General features: G+C 69.9%; 18 protein-coding genes. 7 read left to right on the top strand and 11 right to left on the bottom strand.

All coding sequences use genetic code 11. From position 1 onward, the window contains the following. Positions 1-93 precede the first annotated feature (93 nt). Positions 94-585 carry a hypothetical protein gene (locus tag R8Z57_RS05945; RefSeq protein WP_318352861.1) on the top strand — a complete coding sequence of 164 codons (492 nt, stop codon included), beginning with the start codon at positions 94-96 and terminating at the stop codon, positions 583-585. Here the strand turns inward: R8Z57_RS05945 and R8Z57_RS05940 are convergent. The 4 genes from R8Z57_RS05940 to R8Z57_RS05925 are packed head-to-tail and all read right to left on the bottom strand — an operon-like array spanning position 504 to position 4,916. After that, positions 504-1,895, bottom strand: a complete 1,392-nt coding sequence (locus R8Z57_RS05940) for a DUF6716 putative glycosyltransferase (RefSeq protein ID WP_318352860.1) — start codon at positions 1,893-1,895, stop codon at positions 504-506. The two genes, R8Z57_RS05945 and R8Z57_RS05940, sit on opposite strands and share 82 nt — an antisense overlap. Then, positions 1,892-2,764 carry an N-acetylneuraminate synthase family protein gene (locus R8Z57_RS05935; protein ID WP_318352859.1) on the bottom strand — a complete coding sequence of 291 codons (873 nt, stop codon included), beginning with the start codon at positions 2,762-2,764 and terminating at the stop codon, positions 1,892-1,894. Before R8Z57_RS05935 ends, R8Z57_RS05940 begins: the two co-directional genes overlap by 4 nt. Further along, complete coding sequence (locus R8Z57_RS05930; RefSeq protein ID WP_318352858.1) at positions 2,761-4,008, bottom strand: acylneuraminate cytidylyltransferase; 1,248 nt, start codon at positions 4,006-4,008, stop codon at positions 2,761-2,763. The genes R8Z57_RS05935 and R8Z57_RS05930 overlap by 4 nt, the downstream gene beginning before the upstream one ends. Then, positions 4,005-4,916 (bottom strand): hypothetical protein, encoded by a 912-nt coding sequence (locus R8Z57_RS05925; protein ID WP_318352857.1) that lies wholly within the window; start codon positions 4,914-4,916, stop codon positions 4,005-4,007. The genes R8Z57_RS05930 and R8Z57_RS05925 overlap by 4 nt, the downstream gene beginning before the upstream one ends. A gap of 152 nt (positions 4,917-5,068) precedes the next feature. On the opposite strand from R8Z57_RS05925, the gene R8Z57_RS05920 reads away from it, so the two are divergent. Then, positions 5,069-5,992, top strand: a complete 924-nt coding sequence (locus R8Z57_RS05920) for a 5'-3' exonuclease (RefSeq protein WP_318352856.1) — start codon at positions 5,069-5,071, stop codon at positions 5,990-5,992. Positions 5,993-6,043: 51 nt separating this feature from the next. Here the strand turns inward: R8Z57_RS05920 and R8Z57_RS05915 are convergent, their stop codons facing one another. The 3 genes from R8Z57_RS05915 to trpD form a co-directional block, all read right to left on the bottom strand. Further along, positions 6,044-7,045: a PHP domain-containing protein gene (locus tag R8Z57_RS05915; RefSeq protein ID WP_318352855.1), complete on the bottom strand. Its 1,002-nt coding sequence runs from the start codon at positions 7,043-7,045 to the stop codon at positions 6,044-6,046. Between the two features lie 16 nt (positions 7,046-7,061). Next, positions 7,062-7,550, bottom strand: coding sequence for an aromatic ring-opening dioxygenase LigA (locus R8Z57_RS05910; protein ID WP_318352854.1), 489 nt, complete (start codon positions 7,548-7,550; stop codon positions 7,062-7,064). 91 nt (positions 7,551-7,641) lie between these two features. Then, on the bottom strand, positions 7,642-8,703 hold the full coding sequence (gene trpD / locus R8Z57_RS05905) for an anthranilate phosphoribosyltransferase (RefSeq protein WP_318352853.1): 1,062 nt from the start codon (positions 8,701-8,703) through the stop codon (positions 7,642-7,644). 187 nt (positions 8,704-8,890) lie between these two features. Between trpD and R8Z57_RS05900 the strand changes: the two genes are divergently transcribed. The 5 genes from R8Z57_RS05900 to R8Z57_RS05880 all read left to right on the top strand — a co-directional run bounded on the left by R8Z57_RS05900 (position 8,891) and on the right by R8Z57_RS05880 (position 13,924). Continuing rightward, complete coding sequence (locus tag R8Z57_RS05900) at positions 8,891-9,535, top strand: heme-copper oxidase subunit III (RefSeq protein WP_318352852.1); 645 nt, start codon at positions 8,891-8,893, stop codon at positions 9,533-9,535. Between the two features lie 20 nt (positions 9,536-9,555). After that, the gene (locus tag R8Z57_RS05895; protein WP_318353558.1) at positions 9,556-10,359 is read left to right on the top strand and encodes a cytochrome c; all 804 of its coding nucleotides are present in this window, start codon (positions 9,556-9,558) and stop codon (positions 10,357-10,359) included. A 37-nt stretch (positions 10,360-10,396) separates the two neighbouring features. Then, complete coding sequence (locus tag R8Z57_RS05890) at positions 10,397-11,476, top strand: ubiquinol-cytochrome c reductase iron-sulfur subunit (protein ID WP_318352851.1); 1,080 nt, start codon at positions 10,397-10,399, stop codon at positions 11,474-11,476. Positions 11,477-11,502: 26 nt separating this feature from the next. Continuing rightward, on the top strand, positions 11,503-13,335 hold the full coding sequence (locus R8Z57_RS05885) for a cytochrome b (protein ID WP_378722608.1): 1,833 nt from the start codon (positions 11,503-11,505) through the stop codon (positions 13,333-13,335). 169 nt (positions 13,336-13,504) lie between these two features. Next, a complete protein-coding gene (locus R8Z57_RS05880; protein WP_318352850.1) occupies positions 13,505-13,924 on the top strand; it encodes a rhodanese-like domain-containing protein in 420 nt (139 codons plus the stop codon). Between the two features lie 97 nt (positions 13,925-14,021). On the opposite strand, the gene R8Z57_RS05875 is transcribed toward R8Z57_RS05880, so the two are convergent. The 4 genes from R8Z57_RS05875 to R8Z57_RS05860 all read right to left on the bottom strand — a co-directional run bounded on the left by R8Z57_RS05875 (position 14,022) and on the right by R8Z57_RS05860 (position 17,700). Further along, a complete protein-coding gene (locus R8Z57_RS05875) occupies positions 14,022-14,495 on the bottom strand; it encodes a cytochrome c oxidase subunit 4 (RefSeq protein ID WP_318352849.1) in 474 nt (157 codons plus the stop codon). 1 nt (position 14,496) lies between these two features. After that, positions 14,497-16,260 (bottom strand): cytochrome c oxidase subunit I, encoded by a 1,764-nt coding sequence (ctaD, locus tag R8Z57_RS05870; RefSeq protein ID WP_318352848.1) that lies wholly within the window; start codon positions 16,258-16,260, stop codon positions 14,497-14,499. Then, positions 16,260-17,165 (bottom strand): cytochrome c oxidase subunit II, encoded by a 906-nt coding sequence (gene coxB, locus R8Z57_RS05865; RefSeq protein WP_318352847.1) that lies wholly within the window; start codon positions 17,163-17,165, stop codon positions 16,260-16,262. Before coxB ends, ctaD begins: the two co-directional genes overlap by 1 nt. 169 nt (positions 17,166-17,334) lie before the next feature. Then, positions 17,335-17,700: an iron-sulfur cluster assembly accessory protein gene (locus R8Z57_RS05860; protein WP_318352846.1), complete on the bottom strand. Its 366-nt coding sequence runs from the start codon at positions 17,698-17,700 to the stop codon at positions 17,335-17,337. Between the last annotated feature and the right edge of the window lie 94 nt (positions 17,701-17,794).

The following is a 17,794-nucleotide window of genomic DNA, read 5'->3' as shown; positions in this document are numbered from 1 at the left end:
CCAAAGCGTCCAGGGGTAAGTGATACCTCCGCCCCCGCCACTCCCCAGCCCTGCGAAGCGCTGAACCGGTGCGGCGTCGGGTACAGCGTCATCATGCCGCCCGATCTGACGCTCGCCGACCTGGCGTCGTTCCGGCCGGCGACACCGACGCTCGCCGGAGAGCCGGCCGGGTTCGGTGTCGTGGGGATGCCGACGAACCTGGTGGCCACGGCATCCGAGCAGCGCATTCCGGGCACCGTGCTCGACTGGGACGTGACCGTCCGCTTCCAGCCCGTCGCGTTCGTGTTCGACAACGGCGACGGCACGACCACCCGCGCGGCGACCGGCGGCACGTCGTGGCAGAGCCTCGGGCAGGGCCAGTTCACGCCGACGGCGACCAGCCACGTCTACGACGCGCGCGGCACCTACGGGGTGTCGGTGACCGTCGAGTACGCGGCATCCGTCGACTTCGGCAGCGGCACCTGGCGGCCCGTGCCGGGCGTGGTCCGCGCGCAGGCGTCCGGCTACGACGTGCGGGTCGTCGAGGTGCGCACGGCGCTCGTCGAACGCACCTGCGCCGAAGACCCCGCCGCGCCCGGCTGCTGAGCCGCGTCTTCCCATCCGGGAGCCGGTCGGGGCCTCGTCCGCAGCGCCCGCCGCGCGCGCGCTGATGCCCGCACCGCCGCGCGCAGCGGCACACCGACCGCGTACGCGACGGCGCCGGCGGCGGAGGTGTCGCTGCGTCCCAGCGCGACCTTCCGCTCCCATGCGTCGCGCAGCGCTCCGCCACGGCGCCGGACCGTTGGGCGCGCGGCGAGCCGCCCCTCCGCTCGCTGGGCGAGCAGGTCATCCACCTGGTCGATCCAGTCGTCGGCCGCCGGAGGGTGGAAGTAGTTCTCGTCGAGCCATTCCGGATCCGGATGCCGGAACCGCCGCGCGACGACGTCCTCTTCCCCTGAGAGCAGATCCGCGTCGGCGAGCGTCTCGTTGATGAGCCGCGGCGAGACCCCGAACGTGTCGAGCGCGATGACGGGGATCCCGCTCGCGACGGCTTCGATGGCGGCGGTGGAGCTCACCGTGACCAGCCCCTCCGCGGTCGCCAGCGCCTCGCGCATCGGCGCGATGGACATCACGAGGTTCGCAGGAAGGGGGCCGAGCCCGGCGAGGAGCTCCGGATAGCCGTCCTCCTCGTGATGGGTCTGGTGCTCGCCCGCACCCGCTCGCAGCTTGACCACGACCCGGCGCGACGGGTCGGCCTCCGCCGCCTGCATGAGCAGCCGCGCGATCCGCAGGCGGTCCTCGCGATCGGCGGGCACCTTGGCCTGCGTCGCGAAGACGAGGTCGGTGCGACCGGGCACGTCGCCCGGGGGACGCTCGCCGCTGCCCGTGACGACTGCGCCCCTCGCGAACGGCAGCGTCGCGAGCGCGTAACGGTGGGCATAGCCGGTGCGGGCCGACAACGCGGCGAACTCGCGCACCTCGCGGTGCGAGTGCACCACGAAAAGGTCGCACTGCAGGCGGTAGACGACCGCCCTCCGCGTGGCGGGGATCGAGATGCCGGGCAATCCGGTGACCACGACCGGGCGCGGCGCGAGAGCGGAGATCTCCCGCGCGAGCACGCGCACGAGCGGACCGCGGCCGCCGAGGACGACCGCGTCCGCTCCGAGCTCGGCCAGCCGGGCGGCCAGCCGGCGATGCTCGAGGCGCTCGACCCGCTCGGCCGCGAGTCCGCTGCCGCTCAGCGCGGACGCGAGCTGCTCGTCGCTGACGACCAGCGGCGTCTCGAGCACCAGGAGCGAGGCATCCCATCGCTCCCCCACGCCGCCCAGCAGCGCCGCGGCCCACTTCACGTACGAGTCGGTGTCGGCGATCGCGACCACCCGCGGCCTGCCGGCGCCACGCACTGCGGGGCTCACGCGGGGACGCGGCGCAGCTTCGCCATCGGGGCCAGCTCACCGGGGTACACGCGCTTCACGCCGTCGCCGAGCGCCGCCTCGATGACGCGGATGTCGCGCACGAGGTGCGTCAGACCGGTCGGCTCGAGCGAGGCCGCGTGGTCCGAGCCCCACATCGTGCGGTCGAGCGTGATGTGCCGCTCGACGGCGACCGCGCCGAGCGCGACGGCGGCGAGCGAGATCTGCAGGCCGCGCTCGTGGCCGGAGTATCCGACGGGAACGCCGGGGTACCGGTCGCGCAGCGCCGGGATCATGCGAAGGTTCGCCTCCTCCGGCTCCATCGGGTACGTCGAGGTGGCGTGCATGAGCACGAGGCGGTCGGTGCCGAGCACGTCGATGGCCGCGTCGATCTGCTCGATCGTCGACATCCCGGTCGAGAGGATCACGGGCTTCCCGGTGTCGCGCAGCGCCTCGAGCAGCTCGCGGTCGGTGAGCGACGCCGACGCGACCTTGTGGGCCACGGCGCCGAGGTCCTCGAGGAACTCGACGCTCGGGACGTCCCACGGCGACGCGAACCACTCCAGGCCGCGCAGCAGCGCGTGGTCCGAGATCTCGATGTACTGGTCGCGGTCGAACTCCACGCGCTGGCGGTACTCGAAGTAGGTCATGGTGCCCCACGGCGTGTCACGGGGCACGTCGCGCATGTGCTCGGGCGTGGCGATCTCGGGCGTGCGCTTCTGGAACTTCACCGCATCGGCGCCCGCGTCGGCGGCCACGTCGATGAGGCGCTTGGCGAGCTCGACGTCGCCGTTGTGGTTCAGGCCGATCTCGGCGATGACGTACGCGGGGCGCCCGCCTCCGACGACGTGGTTCCCGATGGTGACGGTCATGAGGCCTCCTGTGGTGCGATGGGGTGACCGGGTGCGGTGTCCCGCCGGCCCGGCCGTCCGGCCGCCCCGCGGGCGTCCGGGGTGGTCTGTGCCGCCCGCCCGGCGAGCACGCGCTCGGCGAGGTCGCGTACGGCGCCTGCACCGCCCGGGCGGTCGAGGACCAGCCGCGCGGCGGACAGGACGAGGGGGTGCGCGTCGGGCACCGCGACCGGCCACCCGACGATCTCGAGGCACGGCAGGTCGTTGACGTCGTTGCCGAGGTAGGCCACGCGCGACAGCGCGATGCCGCGCTCGTCGGCCCACTCCCGCAGGACCGCGGCCTTGTCGGCGGCGGCCTGCCGCACGTCGACGCCGAGCTTGCGCCCGCGGGCCGAGACGACCGGATTCGCCTCGGTCGAGAGGATGAGGAACGGGATGCCGGCGGCCTTCAGCAGCCCGACGCCCATGCCGTCGGCGCGGCTCACGGTGACGGACTCGAGGCCGTTCTGATCCACCCGGACGCTGTCGTCGGTGTGGACGCCGTCGAAGTCGGTGACCACCGCGTCGACGGCGACCGGTCCGGCCGTGTCCAGGAGCGGCGCGACCGTGCGCGCGATCTCGAGCTCGTGGGCGTTGTCGATCTCGATGGCGGTCCGGGCCGCGACCTCGGCGATCCCGACGCTGCCGAAGAAGCGGTGGCGCGACGCCCGGAACCCGGCGGCGCGCATCACGTAGAACGCGCCGGTCTCGAGGTAGTGGGGTTCGCGGTCCTGGCGGCGGGGGCGGACGTCGACGTCGTGGTTGACGGCCGCGGCCGCACCGCCGCCGCCCTTCTCCCAGAGGAATCCGTACGTCTCGACGGCCGAGAAGATGCTGTCGCGGCGCCGCGACCGCACGAGCTGCACCGCCGCGGTGAGCGCGTCTGCGTCGATGAAGGGCGACGTCGCCTGCAGGAACACGACCACGCCCACGTCCACCCGGCGCGCCTCGAGCGCGTCGAGCGCGTGCAGCAGCGCGCTCTCGGAGCTCGCCTCGTCGCCGGCGAGGCCGGCCGGTCGCTCGACCACTTCCGCGCCCCACTCGGCCGCGACCGCGGCGATGTCGGTGTCGTCGGTGGTGACCACGACCCGGTCCACGGCCGGGCAGCGCCGCGCCGCCTCGACGGCGCGAGCCACCAGCGGCACCCCGCCCACCCGCTGCAGGTTCTTTCGCGGGATGCCCTTCGAGCCGCCCCGCGCGGGGATGATCGCGACGACCTCGCTCATGCCGCGGCCTCCCGCATCGATCGGCGGGCGCGGCCCGTGTGTACGGTCACCCCGGTGCCGGCGAGCACGAGCGGCAACGTCGTGGTGGTGCTCGACGGCAGCGTGTGCACGTCGAGCGGCCCGCGGGCGCCGGCCAGCACCAGCTCGACGGGAAGCCCGGTCCGGTGCACCCGCAGGCCGGGCACGGTGGCGACGGCGTCGAGCTGCTCGGCGGTCTCGCGGCGATGCGGGAGGTAGACCGCGGCGTCGGCTGCGGCATCCCTCACCCAGCGGACGTAGTCCACCAGCAGCATGCGGCCGTCGACGGGCAGGGCGCTGCCCAGCACGACGCGGCGGCCGAGCTCCGGTGCGGCGGGCGCGGTGGCGCGGGTCCAGGAGAAGTCGTGATGACGGATGCCGAACCCGCGGTCCGAGAGCGCGTCCTGTCGCTCCGCGCCGAGATCGAAGGCCGTGAACAGATCGGCGCGGCGTGCGGCCGCGCGCCGGTGGACGAGCTCGGCCGCGAACGGCGCCGCGGCGGTCGTCAGCCCTCGCTCCTGCACCGAGGGACGCGCGTACGGCCGCCGACCGAGCAGGGTGTCGGCGTAGGCGACGGCGAGCCCGCCGTCGTCGAGGAACGTGAGGCGGCGCGGGCGCAGCACCGCGGCGGCGAGGCGGAACTGCCCCGAGAAGCCGTCGCCGACGAGCCAGTGGCCGTGACGGGCGAGCAGGCTCCACGGGATGCCGAGGTACGGCTCCAGCTCGCCGAAGCGCGCACCACGGGCGAGCAGCTCGTCCGCGGTCTCGGAGATCTGCGCCGTCAGCCGGCCGGCGACGGGAACGGCGGTGCCGTGCGCCGCCGCCCATTCGGCGGCGCCGATGAGCTGCAGCGGGGACTCGACCCACGCCAGCACGTCTTCACGCCCCATGGTGCCTCCTCTCGCGGCTGTCTCCCCACGGTGGGCGGGCGACGTGAACGCGACGGGTGCCGACGTGCGACCGCCGGCGGTCCGGGAGGTGAACGCCCGGTGTCGCCGGGCGCTCCCCCGCGCGCGTCGGCGGCGCGTGTCAGGATGAACGCGTGACCGACCGCCTGATGCTGCTCGACTCCGCCTCGCTGTACTTCCGCGCGTTCTACGGCGTCCCCGACACGGTGCGCGCCCCCGACGGCACACCGGTCAATGCGGTGCGCGGATTCCTCGACATCATCACCCGGCTCGTGACCACCTATCGCCCCACGCATCTCGTCGCCTGCTGGGACGACGACTGGCGCCCGCAGTGGCGCGTGGACCTCATCCCGACCTACAAGACGCACCGCGTCGCCGAGGTGGTCGCCAGCTGCCCCGACGTCGAAGAGGTGCCCGACCCGCTCGAGGTGCAGGTGCCGGTGATCCGCGAGGCTCTCGGCGCGCTGGGGATCCGGATCGTCGGCGCTCCCGCCCACGAGGCCGACGACGTCATCGGAACGCTCGCCTCGACCGCGGCGATGCCGGTCGACATCGTCACCGGCGACCGAGACCTGTTCCAGCTCGTCGACGACGCCCGCGACGTCCGCGTGGTCTATACGGCACGCGGCATGAGCAACCTCGAGGTGCTGACCGATGCCGCCGTCGTCGCCAAGTACGGCGTGCTTCCCCAGCAGTACGCCGACTTCGCGACGCTGCGCGGCGACTCGTCGGACGGCCTGCCGGGCGTCGCGGGCGTCGGGGAGAAGACGGCAGCCGGACTGCTCGCCGCGCACGGCGACCTCGCCGGCATCATCGCCGCGGCCGAGGCGGGCGACGGGATGACCGCGGGCGTGCGAGCCAAGGTGCTCGCCGGGCTTCCCTACCTCGCCGTGGCGCCGCAGGTGGTCGCCGTCGTCCGCGACCTCCCGCTCGACGTCGCCGATCCTCGGCTGCGTCCGCTGGACGAGGCGGCGAAGGCGGATGCCGCAGCCCTCGCCGAGCGGTGGGCCCTCGGCACCTCGATGGCCCGGATCATCGACGCCCTCGACACCGTCTGAGCCGCGCGAGCGTCGGGGTACGGCCCCGCGACGCTCCCGCTGCTGGGGTCCTCAGGCGCTCCGCGCGCGCCCGGTCCAGGCCCGCAGTCGCTCGAGCGGCCAGGTCGTGACGATCCGCTCCGCGGGGACGCCGAGCCGCTCGGCGCGTTCGGCGCCGTAGTCCAGCAGCGAGAGCTGCCCGGGAGCGTGGGCGTCCGAATCGATCGAGAAGAGGCATCCGATCTCCAGCGCGAGCGTCATGAGCTCGTCCGGAGGGTCCTGCCGCTCGGGCCGCGAGTTGATCTCCACCGCGACGCCGTGGGCCTCGCACGCCTCGAACACGGCGCGCGCGTCGAACGTCGACGGCGGGCGCGTGCCCCGAGACCCCTCCACGAGCCGTCCCGTGACGTGCCCGAGCACGTCGACGCGGGGGTTCGAGGCGGCCGCGACCAGGCGGCGCGTCATCGGCGCGCGCTCCATCCGCAGCTTCGAATGGGCGGAGGCGACCACGACGTCCAGCCGGTCGAGGAGGTCGGGCTCCTGATCGAGGGCGCCGTCCTCGAGGATGTCGACCTCGATGCCCGACAGCAGCGTGAACCCGTCGCCGCTCAGGCCGGCGACGACGTCGAGCTGATCGCGCAGCCGCTCGGGCGACAGCCCGTTCGCGACCCGCAGCCGGGGTGAGTGATCCGTCAGCGCCAGGTACTCGTGGCCGAGCGCCCGCGCCGCGTCGACCATGAGGTCGATCGACGTGAGCCCGTCCGACCAGTCGCTGTGGGAGTGGAGGTCGCCCCGCAGCAGACCGCGCAGCGACGAGCTGCGCTGCACCCCGGCGCGCTCCCGCAGATCGACGAGGTATCCGGGGACCTCGCCCGCCAGCGCCTGCTGGATCACGGCGAAGGTGGAATCGCCGATGCCCTTCCGACGGCGGAGGGACGCGGCATCCCTCAACTCCGCGTCGCTCAGCCCCTCGATGGCGTCGGCCGCTGCGCGGAACGCCTTCGACTTGTACCGCGACGAGCGCTCGCGCTCGAGGAGCGTGGCGATCTCGCTGAGCGCGTCGTGGGGATCCACGCGTCTGGCGACCGGATCAGACGACGGTCGAGCGGCGCACCACCACCGGGACGCTCGCCAGGCGATGGATCGCCCAGCCGAACAGGATGGCCAGCACGCCCATGCCCGCGGCGAAGAGCGCCACGCCGTACGCGACGACCGACGTGAAGAGCGACGCGCGCAGGAACGAGGCCTGCATCACCGTCGCGCGCACCGGGTCGTCCTGGTCGAGCTCGGCGTACGTCTTGCCGCCGGAGGCCTCGAGCGCGTGCGTGTTGATGATGTCGGCCTGCACGTACGCGGTGAAGGGCCCGGTGACCTGCTGCCCCTGGAACGCGGCGGCGTCGTCCGGGATCGTGATGTTCTCGGCCGTCAGCTGGTTGGTGACGCCGATCCAGGCGATGATCCCGACGAGGATCAGCAGGACGCCGCCGATGATTCCGAGGATGCCGACGGCCTTCACGAGGCCGACCTTCTTCTCGGGGTGCTCGATGACGTCGGCGGTCCGGGGCTCTTCCTGGCTCATTGCGCTCTCCTCGAGATCGGCTGTCGTCCCACACGCTATCGGCGCGGCCGGCCGCGGTGAAAGACCCCGGGCCGTGGAAAACCCCGCGGCGTCAGGACGCCAGCGCCTGCGTGGTCTCGACCCACCGGTCGAGCGTCGTGGCCGCCGCGCCGCTGTCGATCGCCGCCGCCGCCTCGTCACGGGCCTCGGCCAGTCGCTCCAGGATCGGCCGCTGCACCTGCGTCGGCTCGCGGAAGAGCCGGTAGGCGACGATGCCGGCGGCGGCATTCAGCAGCACGATGTCGCGGACGGGGCCCTCTTCGCCTCCGAGCACACGCCGCACCACCGCGGCGTTGTGCGCCGGGTCGCCCCCGAGCAGGTCGTCGATGTCGGCGAGCGGGATGCCGAGGTCGCGCGGGTCGAGGTCGTGCTCGTGGATGTCGCCGAGGCTCACCTCCCACAGCCGGCTGTGGCCGGTCGTCGTGAGCTCGTCGAGGCCGTCGTCGCCGCGGAAGACGAGCGCCGTCGCCCCGCGGGTGCGGAAGACACCGGTGATGAGAGGCACGCGGTCGAGGTGCGCGACGCCGACGGCGTTCGCCTCGGCGCGGGCGGGGTTGCACAGCGGGCCGAGGAAGTTGAAGACGGTCGGCACGCCGAGCTCGCTGCGGCTGGGGCCGGCGTGCCTGAACCCGGGGTGGAACGCGGCGGCGAACGCGAACGTGATGCCCGCGCGCGACAGCGTCTCGGCGACGGCGTCGGGCGACAGCGTCAGGTCGACGCCCAGGGACGCCAGCACGTCGGACGAGCCGGACGACGAGCTCGCCGCCTTGTTGCCGTGTTTGACGACGGGGATTCCGGATGCCGCGGCCACGAGCGCCGACATGGTCGAGACGTTGACGGTGCCGAAGCGGTCGCCGCCGGTGCCCACGATGTCGAGCACGGCGGCGTCCACCGGGAGCGGCAGCGCGGCCTCGAGGATGGCGTCGCGGAAGCCGACGATCTCGTCGACGGTCTCCCCCTTGGCGCGCAGTGCGACGAGGAATCCCGACAGCTGCGAGGGCGTCGCGGTGCCCGACATGATCTGGCGCATCGCCCACGTCGATTCCGAGACACTGAGGTCGCGCCGCTCGAGCAGCGTGGTGAGGATTCCCGGCCAGGTGTACAGCTCCGCCATAACGCAGAAGCCTAGCCGGGCGCCGGAATCGGAACCGTTTCGTGACACCGCGTACCGGTCGGCGGGATTCTGCGTCTTCACCACGTGTTCATGGCAGAGTCGCAGACTTCTTTTAGGTGACCCTAAGTTCCCGGACGGCCAAACAGATGCCCGCCGATGCGAAGATCGGGCCTCCGCATCGGCCATAATGGGGAGCGTGACGACCTCCACAGCGACCTACTCCCAGGCCATGCGGTCCGTCAAGCGGCCGGATCCGGTCGCTGTCGGCACCATCGTGTGGCTCGGCAGCGAGGTGATGTTCTTCGCGGGACTCTTCGCGATCTACTTCACCCTCCGCAGCACTTCGCCCGGTCTGTGGGCAGAAGAGACGCAGCTGCTGAACATCCCCTACGCGACGGTGAACACGATCATCCTCGTGCTGTCGTCCGTCACCTGCCAGATGGGCGTGTTCGCGGCGGAGCGCTTCCAGCCCTACACGGTGAAGTCGAACAGGTTCTGGCACCGCTGGGGCATGGTCGAGTGGTTCTGGCTCACGTTCGCGCTCGGCGCGATCTTCGTCTCGGGTCAGGTGTGGGAGTACGCCCAGCTCGTGGCCGAGGGCATGCCGATCGACGCCAACCCGTACGCGTCGGCCTTCTACCTCACCACCGGCTTCCACGCCCTTCACGTCACGGGCGGCCTCATCGCCTTCCTCCTCGTGATCGGTCGTGCCTACGCCGTCAAGAACTTCGGGCGCAAAGAGATGACGTCCTCGATCGTCGTGTCGTACTACTGGCACTTCGTCGACGTCGTCTGGATCGCCCTCTTCCTCGTCATCTACTTCCTCAAGTGAGAGCGGAGCTGAACCCCGATATGGCACGCGAGACCACGCGCCGCTCGAAAGGCCGCCGCAGCCCCTGGGCCGCCGCCGCACTGATCGGCCTCGGCCTGCTCATCACCGGCGGCGTCTACGCCGGTGCGTCGGCGGCGATGGCCGCCACAACCCCCGAGACCGCGGTCAACTCCGCGCTCACGGTCGAGGACGGCGAGAAGCTTTTCCAGGCGAACTGCGCCACCTGCCACGGCCTCGACGTGCAGGGCACCGACGACGGCCCGTCGCTGTACGGCGTCGGCGAGCTCGCCGTGCACTTCCAGATGAGCACCGGCCGCATGCCCCTGCAGATGCAGGGCCCCCAGGCGCCGCAGAAGCCCGTGCAGTTCACGGACGAGCAGATCGCCGCGATCGGCGAGTACGTCCAGTCGATCGCCCCCGGGCCGACCTTCCCCGACGAGGAAGTTCTCGACGGCGGCGGTGACGAGGCCGAGGGCGGCGAGCTCTTCCGCATCAACTGCGCCATGTGCCACAACGTCGCCGGTGCCGGCGGTGCGCTCACCGAGGGCAAGTACGCGCCCGCGCTGCACACCACGACGCCGCTCAACATGTACGCGGCCATGGTCACCGGCCCGCAGAACATGCCGGTCTTCAACGACATGACGCTGACGACCGAAGAGAAGCGCGACATCATCACCTACCTGCTCTATCTGCAGGACAACGAGTCGGCGGGCGGATTCTCGCTCGGCTCGCTGGGCCCCGTCTCCGAGGGCCTCTTCATCTGGATCTTCGGGATCGGCTCGCTGATCGCCCTCACCGTGTGGATCACGGCGAAGTCCAACTGATCGACGAACACCCCACGTAACACTGACGAGGAGCAGCATGGCCCACGAGGACGACCCGCTCGAGCACGAGAGGGCTTCCTGGAAGCCCTCCCCCGGGCTCGCCGTCGCGGTCCCCGACCCGGTGAGCAACCCTGGCCTCCCCCCGCACCGCGAGCGGATGACCGACAAGGACCCGGCGTCGATGACGCGCGCGGTCCGCACCGTGTACACGCTGTTCTACCTCTCCATCGCGGGCAGCATCTGGGCGGTCGCCGCCTACATGCTCTTCCCGATCGAGAGCGGCCGGATCATCGACATCCGCCACAACAACCTCTTCATCGGACTCGGCATCGCGCTCGCGCTGCTGGCCATCGGCATCGGTGCGATCCACTGGTCGAAGGCGATCATGTCCGACAAGGAGTTCATCGAGCCCCGCCACGCCACGCGTGGTCGCGACACGACGCGCGCCGCGGCGATCCAGGCGTTCGCCGACGCCAATGAGGAGTCCGGCTTCGGGCGCCGCGTGATGATCCGCAACTCGCTGATCGCCGCCGTCGTGGCTTCGGTGGTCCCCGGCATCGTCTTGTTCCGCGGACTGGCGCCCTTCAACTCGCCCGAGCACCCGCACGGCGGCGACCCGGTGTTCCTCCTCGAGCACACCATGTGGAAGAAGGGCATGCGCCTCGCGCACGACCCGTCGGGTGAGCCCATCCGCGCCGCCGACCTCACGCTCGGCTCGGCCGTGCACGTGATCCCCGAGGCGCTCGCCGAGCTGCACCACAACGAGGGCTACCTCGATGAGAAGGCCAAGGCCATCGTCCTCCTCGTTCGCCTGCTCCCCGAGCAGCTGACCGAGTCCGAGGAGCGCAAGGAGTGGTCGTACAACGGCATCGTCGCGTACTCCAAGGTCTGCACGCACGTCGGCTGCCCGGTCGCGCTGTACGAGCAGCAGACGCACCACCTGCTGTGCCCCTGCCACCAGTCGCAGTTCGACGTGACCGACCACGCCAAGGTCATCTTCGGCCCGGCCGCCCGTCCCCTGCCGCAGCTGCCGATCACCGTCGACGACGAGGGCTACCTCATCGCGCGCAGCGACTTCCTCGAACCCGTCGGCCCGAGCTTCTGGGAGCGTCATTGAGTACCGCCACTCACCCCACCGAGAACGTGACTCGGGAGCCGGCCGTCTCACCGGGGCCGCTGCCCCCGCGTGACAAGCCGCTCGGCGGCCGCTTCATCGGCGCCACCGCCAACTACATCGACGAGCGCACCAGCCTGTCGGGCTTCGTCAAGGAGCTCGGCCGGAAGATCTTCCCCGACCACTGGTCGTTCATGCTGGGTGAGATCGCCCTGTGGGCCTTCGTGGTCGTGCTCCTGTCGGGCACGTTCCTGACCTTCTTCTTCCAGGCGTCGATGGTCGAGACCCACTACGACGGCGCGTACATCCCGATGCGCGGCATCGAGATGTCGGCCGCGATGGCCTCCACGCTCGAGATCTCGTTCGATCTGCGGGGTGGCCTCCTGGTCCGCCAGATCCATCACTGGGCCGCTCTGGTGTTCGTCGCCGGCATCGGCGTCCACATGCTCCGCGTGTTCTTCACGGGCGCGTTCCGCAAGCCGCGCGAGCTCAACTGGGTCATCGGCTTCGTGCTGTTCATCCTCGCGATGGGCGAGGGCTTCACCGGCTACTCGCTCCCCGACGACGTGCTCTCGGGCAACGGCCTGCGCATCATCGACGGCATGGTCAAGGGCATCCCGATCATCGGCACGTGGACCTCGTTCCTGCTCTTCGGCGGCCAGTTCCCTGGTGACGCGATCGTCGGTCGTCTGTACACGCTGCACATCCTGCTGCTGCCGGCCATCCTCGTCGGCCTGCTCGTCGTGCACCTCATGCTGATGGTGATCAACAAGCACACCCAGTTCGCAGGCCCCGCACGCTCGAACAGCAACGTCGTCGGTTACCCGATGATGCCCGTCTACATGTCGAAGATGGGCGGCTTCCTCTTCATCACGTTCGGCGTGATCGTGCTCATCGCGTCGCTGTTCACGATCAACCCGATCTGGAACTACGGTCCCTACGACCCGTCCCCGGTGTCGGCGGGTACTCAGCCCGACTGGTACATCGGCTTCGCCGACGGCGCCCTGCGTCTGGTGCCCCCGGGCTGGGAGATCGTGTTCCTCGACCGCACGTGGTCGTTCAACATCATCGTGCCGCTTGTCGTGCTCGGACTGTTCATCGTCCTCGTGCTCATCTACCCCTTCATCGAGGCGTGGGTGACCGGAGACAAGCGCGAGCACCACATCGCTCAGCGCCCGCGCAACGCGGCCACCCGCACGGCGATCGGCGCCGCCGGTGTCACGTTCTACGCGGTCCTGTGGGCCGCGGCATCCTCCGACATCATCGCCACCCACTTCTGGCTGACGATGGAGGGCGTGATCCACACGCTGCAGACGCTGCTCATCGTCGGTCCGGTGATCGCCTACTTCGTGACGAAGCGCATCTGCATCGCGCTCCAGAAGAAGGACCGCGAGATCGCGCTGCACGGCTACGAGTCCGGTCGCATCGTCCGCCTCCCCGGCGGCGAGTACATCGAGGTCCACCAGCCGGTCGACGAGTACGAGCGCTACCGCCTGGTCGACTTCGAGACCTACGAGCCGCTCGTGGTGCGTCCGAACGCCAAGGGACGCATCCCGTGGCACGAGAACGTGCGCGCATCCATCTCGCGCTGGTTCTTCGAGGACCGCCTCACCCCCGTCACGCAGACCGAGCTCGACGCGGCGCTGGCCCACCAGCACCACACGCTCGACCACATCGCGGCCGAGGAGGACGCCGAGCTGCAGGGCGCGCACGAGCGCGCCGGTGTGCCCGACGCCCCGCACAAGCCCATCGACGACGGCCACAACTCGGAGACGGCCGTGCGCCCGTCGAACGTGATCGTCCCCGAGCCTGAGGCCGGGACGAAGCCGCCGCGCAACCGTGAGAAGGAGGGCGACCAGTAGGTCCTCTCTCCCCCGGATGCCCGGTGCGATCACTGAGATCGCGCCGGGCATCCGGCGTTTCCGGCGCTCTTCCACGGCGAGCCGCGCGACCTCCGGATCGGCAGGATTCCGACGCCATGTGGCGCCGGAGATCGGCAGTGCGGCAGCGTCCCCGGGATAGCGTGGACGCATGATCGATGCCCTCTCCTACTTCTCCGCCAAGCTCGCCCTCGAGACCGACTCCTCGGACGTGTACGCCGCCCAGAAAGCCGGCGACGAGTTCGTGCTCGTCGATGTCCGCGGTGAGGAAGCCTGGGCGCAGGGGCGCCTGACGGGAGCCGTCCACATGCCCTATCGCGAGATCGCCGATCGTGCACCGCGAGAGATCGATCCCTCGACGCCGGTGGTCGTCTACTGCTGGAGCCCGGGATGCAACGCCGGCGCCAAAGGCGCGCTCGAGTTCGCGCGCCTCGGCTACACCGTCCGCGAGATGATCGGCGGGTACGAGTACTGGGTCCGCGAAGGGCAGCCGATCGAGAACGACGAAGGCCCTCTCCCTCGCGTCTTCGACCCCCAGGTGATGGTCGTGCGCGAGAAGGTCACCGGCTGATACGAGCAAAAAGGCGAAAGCAGAAAGGCTCCCGTCGTTCGACGGGAGCCTTTCTGCGTGTGGGGCGCGAGCCCTCGCGCCCGCGCCGACGCGAGGATCAGCGCGCGAAGTAGCCGCGGTAGTACTCGTACACCCAGCCGACGATCGCGACCACGAACACCGCGATGCCGATCGGCATCAGCCAGGCTCCGACCGCCAGGCCGATCATGCCGAGTGCCGCCGAGAAAGCGAGGACGATGGGCCACCACGACCACGGGCTGAACTCACCGAGCTCGGGGTCGCCGTCGTCGATGTCGGCGGTGAGGACGTCCTCGGGCAGCTCGCCGCCCTGGGCGTGGTGCACCCGGCCGATGTAGAAGGCGATCAGCACACCCATGAGGGCGGTGAACAGCAGCGCGACGCTGCCGACCCATTCGATGGAGCCGGTGGCGATCAGCCACGGGCTCGCATCCTCGGGCAGGTCCGCGGCCACGGTGGACCAGTGCGCGATGAGGTTCCAGGCCGTGTAGGCCACGGCGACGAGGAAGAAGAAGACGGACAGCAGCCACCAGAGTCCGGTGTTCGTGCGCACTTTACTTCACCTCTCCATCGGCGAGATCGGCAACGGGGGCTTCGGGGGCGTCCTTCGCAGGACCGACGCCGACCGGAATCCCCGCCTCGGGGTGGTTCAGGTCGAACGCGGGCCGTTCGCTGCGGATGCGCGGGATCGACGTGAAGTTGTGGCGCGGCGGCGGGCACGACGTCGCCCACTCCAGCGACGCGCCGTAGCCCCACGGGTCGTTGACGGTCACCTTGGGCGCCTTGCGCGACGTGATCCAGACGTTGAACAGGAACGGGATCATCGAGGCGCCGAGCAGGATCGCGCCGATCGTCGACACCTGGTTCTGCCACGTCCAGCCGTCGGCCTCGGAATAGTCCGCGTAACGACGCACCATGCCGTCGACACCGAGCCAGTGCTGGATGAGGAACGTCATGTGGAAGCCGATGAACAGCATCCAGAAGTGCACGTAGCCCAGGCGCTCGTTGAGCATCTTGCCCGTCCACTTCGGCCACCAGAAGTAGAAGCCGGCGAACATGGCGAACACGACGGTGCCGAACACGACGTAGTGGAAGTGCGCGACCACGAAGTACGAGTCGGACAGGTGGAAGTCCAGCGGCGGAGAGGCCAGGATGACGCCGGTCAGGCCACCGAACACGAAGGACACGAGGAAGCCGAGCGCGAAGACCATCGGTGTCTCGAAGGTCACCGACCCTCGCCAGAGCGTGCCGATCCAGTTGAAGATCTTCACACCCGTGGGCACCGCGATGAGCATCGTCATCAGCGCGAAGAACGGCAGCAGCACGGCCCCGGTGACGTACATGTGGTGCGCCCACACCGCGACCGAGAGCGCCGCGATGGCGATGGTCGCGTAGACGAGCGTCTTGTAGCCGAAGATCGGCTTGCGGCTGAAGACCGGGAAGATCTCCGACACGATGCCGAAGAACGGCAGCGCGATGATGTACACCTCGGGGTGTCCGAAGAACCAGAACAGGTGCTGCCACAGCAGCACGCCGCCGTTCTCAGGGTCGTAGATGTGTGCACCCAGCACGCGGTCGGCGGCGGCGGCGAGGATGGCGGCCGCCAGCACCGGGAAGGCCATCAGCACGAGGATGCTCGTGATGAGGGTGTTCCAGGAGAAGATCGGCATGCGCCACATGGTCATGCCGGGGGCGCGCATCGTGATGATCGTCGTGATGAAGTTCACCGCGCCGAGGATCGTGCCGAAACCGCTCATGCCGAGGCCGAGCATCCAGAGGTTGCCGCCGGCGCCGGGAGAGAACGAGGCGTTCGCGAGCGGCTGATAGGCGAACCATCCGAACGAGGCGGCACCCTGCGGCGTCAGGAAGCCCGAGACCGCGATCGTGGAGCCGAACAGGAAGAGCCAGAACGCGAAGGCGTTCAGACGCGGGAACGCGACGTCGGGGGCGCCGATCTGCAGCGGCAGGATCGCGTTCGCGAAGCCCGCGAAGAGCGGGGTCGCGAACATCAGCAGCATGATCGTGCCGTGCATCGTGAAGAGCTGGTTGTACTGCTCCTTCGTCGGGATGATCTGCATCCCGGGCTCGAAGAGCTCCGCACGGATGATCAGCGCCATCACTCCGCCGAGGAGGAAGAAGATGACGGACGAGATGAGGTACAGGTAGCCGATCGTCTTGTGGTCGGTGGAGGTGATCCACTTGACGATGATGTTGCCCTTCTGCTCAACGCGCGACGCGCTGAGCAGGGCCGCCTGCCGCGGAGGCAGTGTCGTCGGACGCCCCTGGGACGTCTCCTGCAGGGGAAGCGTCGTCGCCATCAGTGGTCCACCTCTTCCACGTTCTCATCGATCGAATCGTCGCCCGTGCCGGGGAGATTCTGAAGTCGGTCGTATGCGTCGTTGATGTCGCCGGTCTGACCCTCGTCGCGGAGCGATTCGAGGTAGTCCTCGTACTCCGCCTGGCTCACGACCTCGACGTTGAACAGCATCATCGAGTGGTACTCGCCGCAGAGCTCGGCGCACTTGCCGGCGTACGTGCCCTCGCGGGTCGGCTCGAAGGACCAGTAGTTGTCCTTGCCGATGTACATGTCCTTCTTGTAGAGGAAGTCGATGATCCAGAAGGAGTGGATGACGTCGCGCGACTGCAGCTTGATCTGGACCTTCTGGTCGACCGGCAGCACCAGCGTCGGAAGCTCCGAGACGACGTTGCCGCGGTCATCGGTCTGCGCCTGGACGCCCATGGTCCAGACGGTGTCGTCCTCGGTCTCGCCGTCGTACTGGAAGTCCCACGACCACTGCTTGCCGATCGCGGTGATCTGCACGTCCGCGTCGTCGCCGTACTGCGTCTCGAGGATCGCCTGGTCACGCGCCGTGAAGGCGAAGAAGCCGATGACCAGGATCAGGGGCACGATCGTGTAGAAGATCTCGATCGGCATGTTGTAGCGCAGCTGGACGGGCAGACCCATCTGCCCCTTGCGGCGCCGGTACGCGATCGCCGCCCATCCCATGAGACCCCAGGTGATGACACCCACGACGAGCAGCACGATCCACGAGTTGACCCACAGGCCGCTCACCACGTCGGTGCGGTTGGTCGCCGCCTGACCGTCTTCGGTGAAACCAGGGAGGAAGCCGTTGAGCTCGGTCGGGGTGCATCCCGCGAGGACTGCTGCCGCTGCGATCCCGAGGGGGAGAACGGCCCAGCGGATACGGCGTTTCGAAGGCACGGTGCACCTTTCCGATCACGAACAGGACTCTTGCCAGTCTAGGGCAAGCACCCAGGGGATTCGGGCCATCCACCCAGCTTGGATCGTGTCGCCAGGACGGAAAAAGGCGGGCCCGGGCGCCATTAGAAGCGCCCCGGGCCCGCCGGAAAAGTGCTGGATTCGCCGCCGATCAGTGGAAGCTGTCACCGCAGGCGCACGAGCCCGCGGCGTTGGGGTTGTCGATCGTGAACCCCTGCTCCGAGATCGTGTCCTTGAAGTCGATCGTGGCGCCGTCCAGGTACGGGACGCTCATGTCGTCGACGATCACCTCGACACCCTCGAAATCCACCGTCTTGTCTCCGTCGAGATAGCGCTCGTCGAAGTACAGCTGGTAGATGAGGCCGCTGCATCCGCCGGGCTGCACGGCCACGCGCAGGCGCAGATCGTCGCGTCCCTCCTGCTCGAGCAGGCTTTTGACCTTGGCGCCGGCGGCGTCGGTCAGCAGCACACCGTGCTCGCGGGCGGTCGGCTCGGTCGTCAGTGCGGTGTCGGTCATGGCACTCCTCCGGACGGGCCGCCCAGATCCCGGCTGACGGGCCGAGGATCCTCGCCGGGCGGCGGGATGCCTCGATTCTACGCGCGCTCGCCGG

Source organism: Microbacterium sp. M3 (assembly GCF_033548675.1).
Lineage (GTDB): Bacteria > Actinomycetota > Actinomycetes > Actinomycetales > Microbacteriaceae > Microbacterium > Microbacterium arthrosphaerae.
Note: the sequence above shows the minus strand (reverse complement) of the source record. Positions and strands in the feature narration are given on the sequence as shown.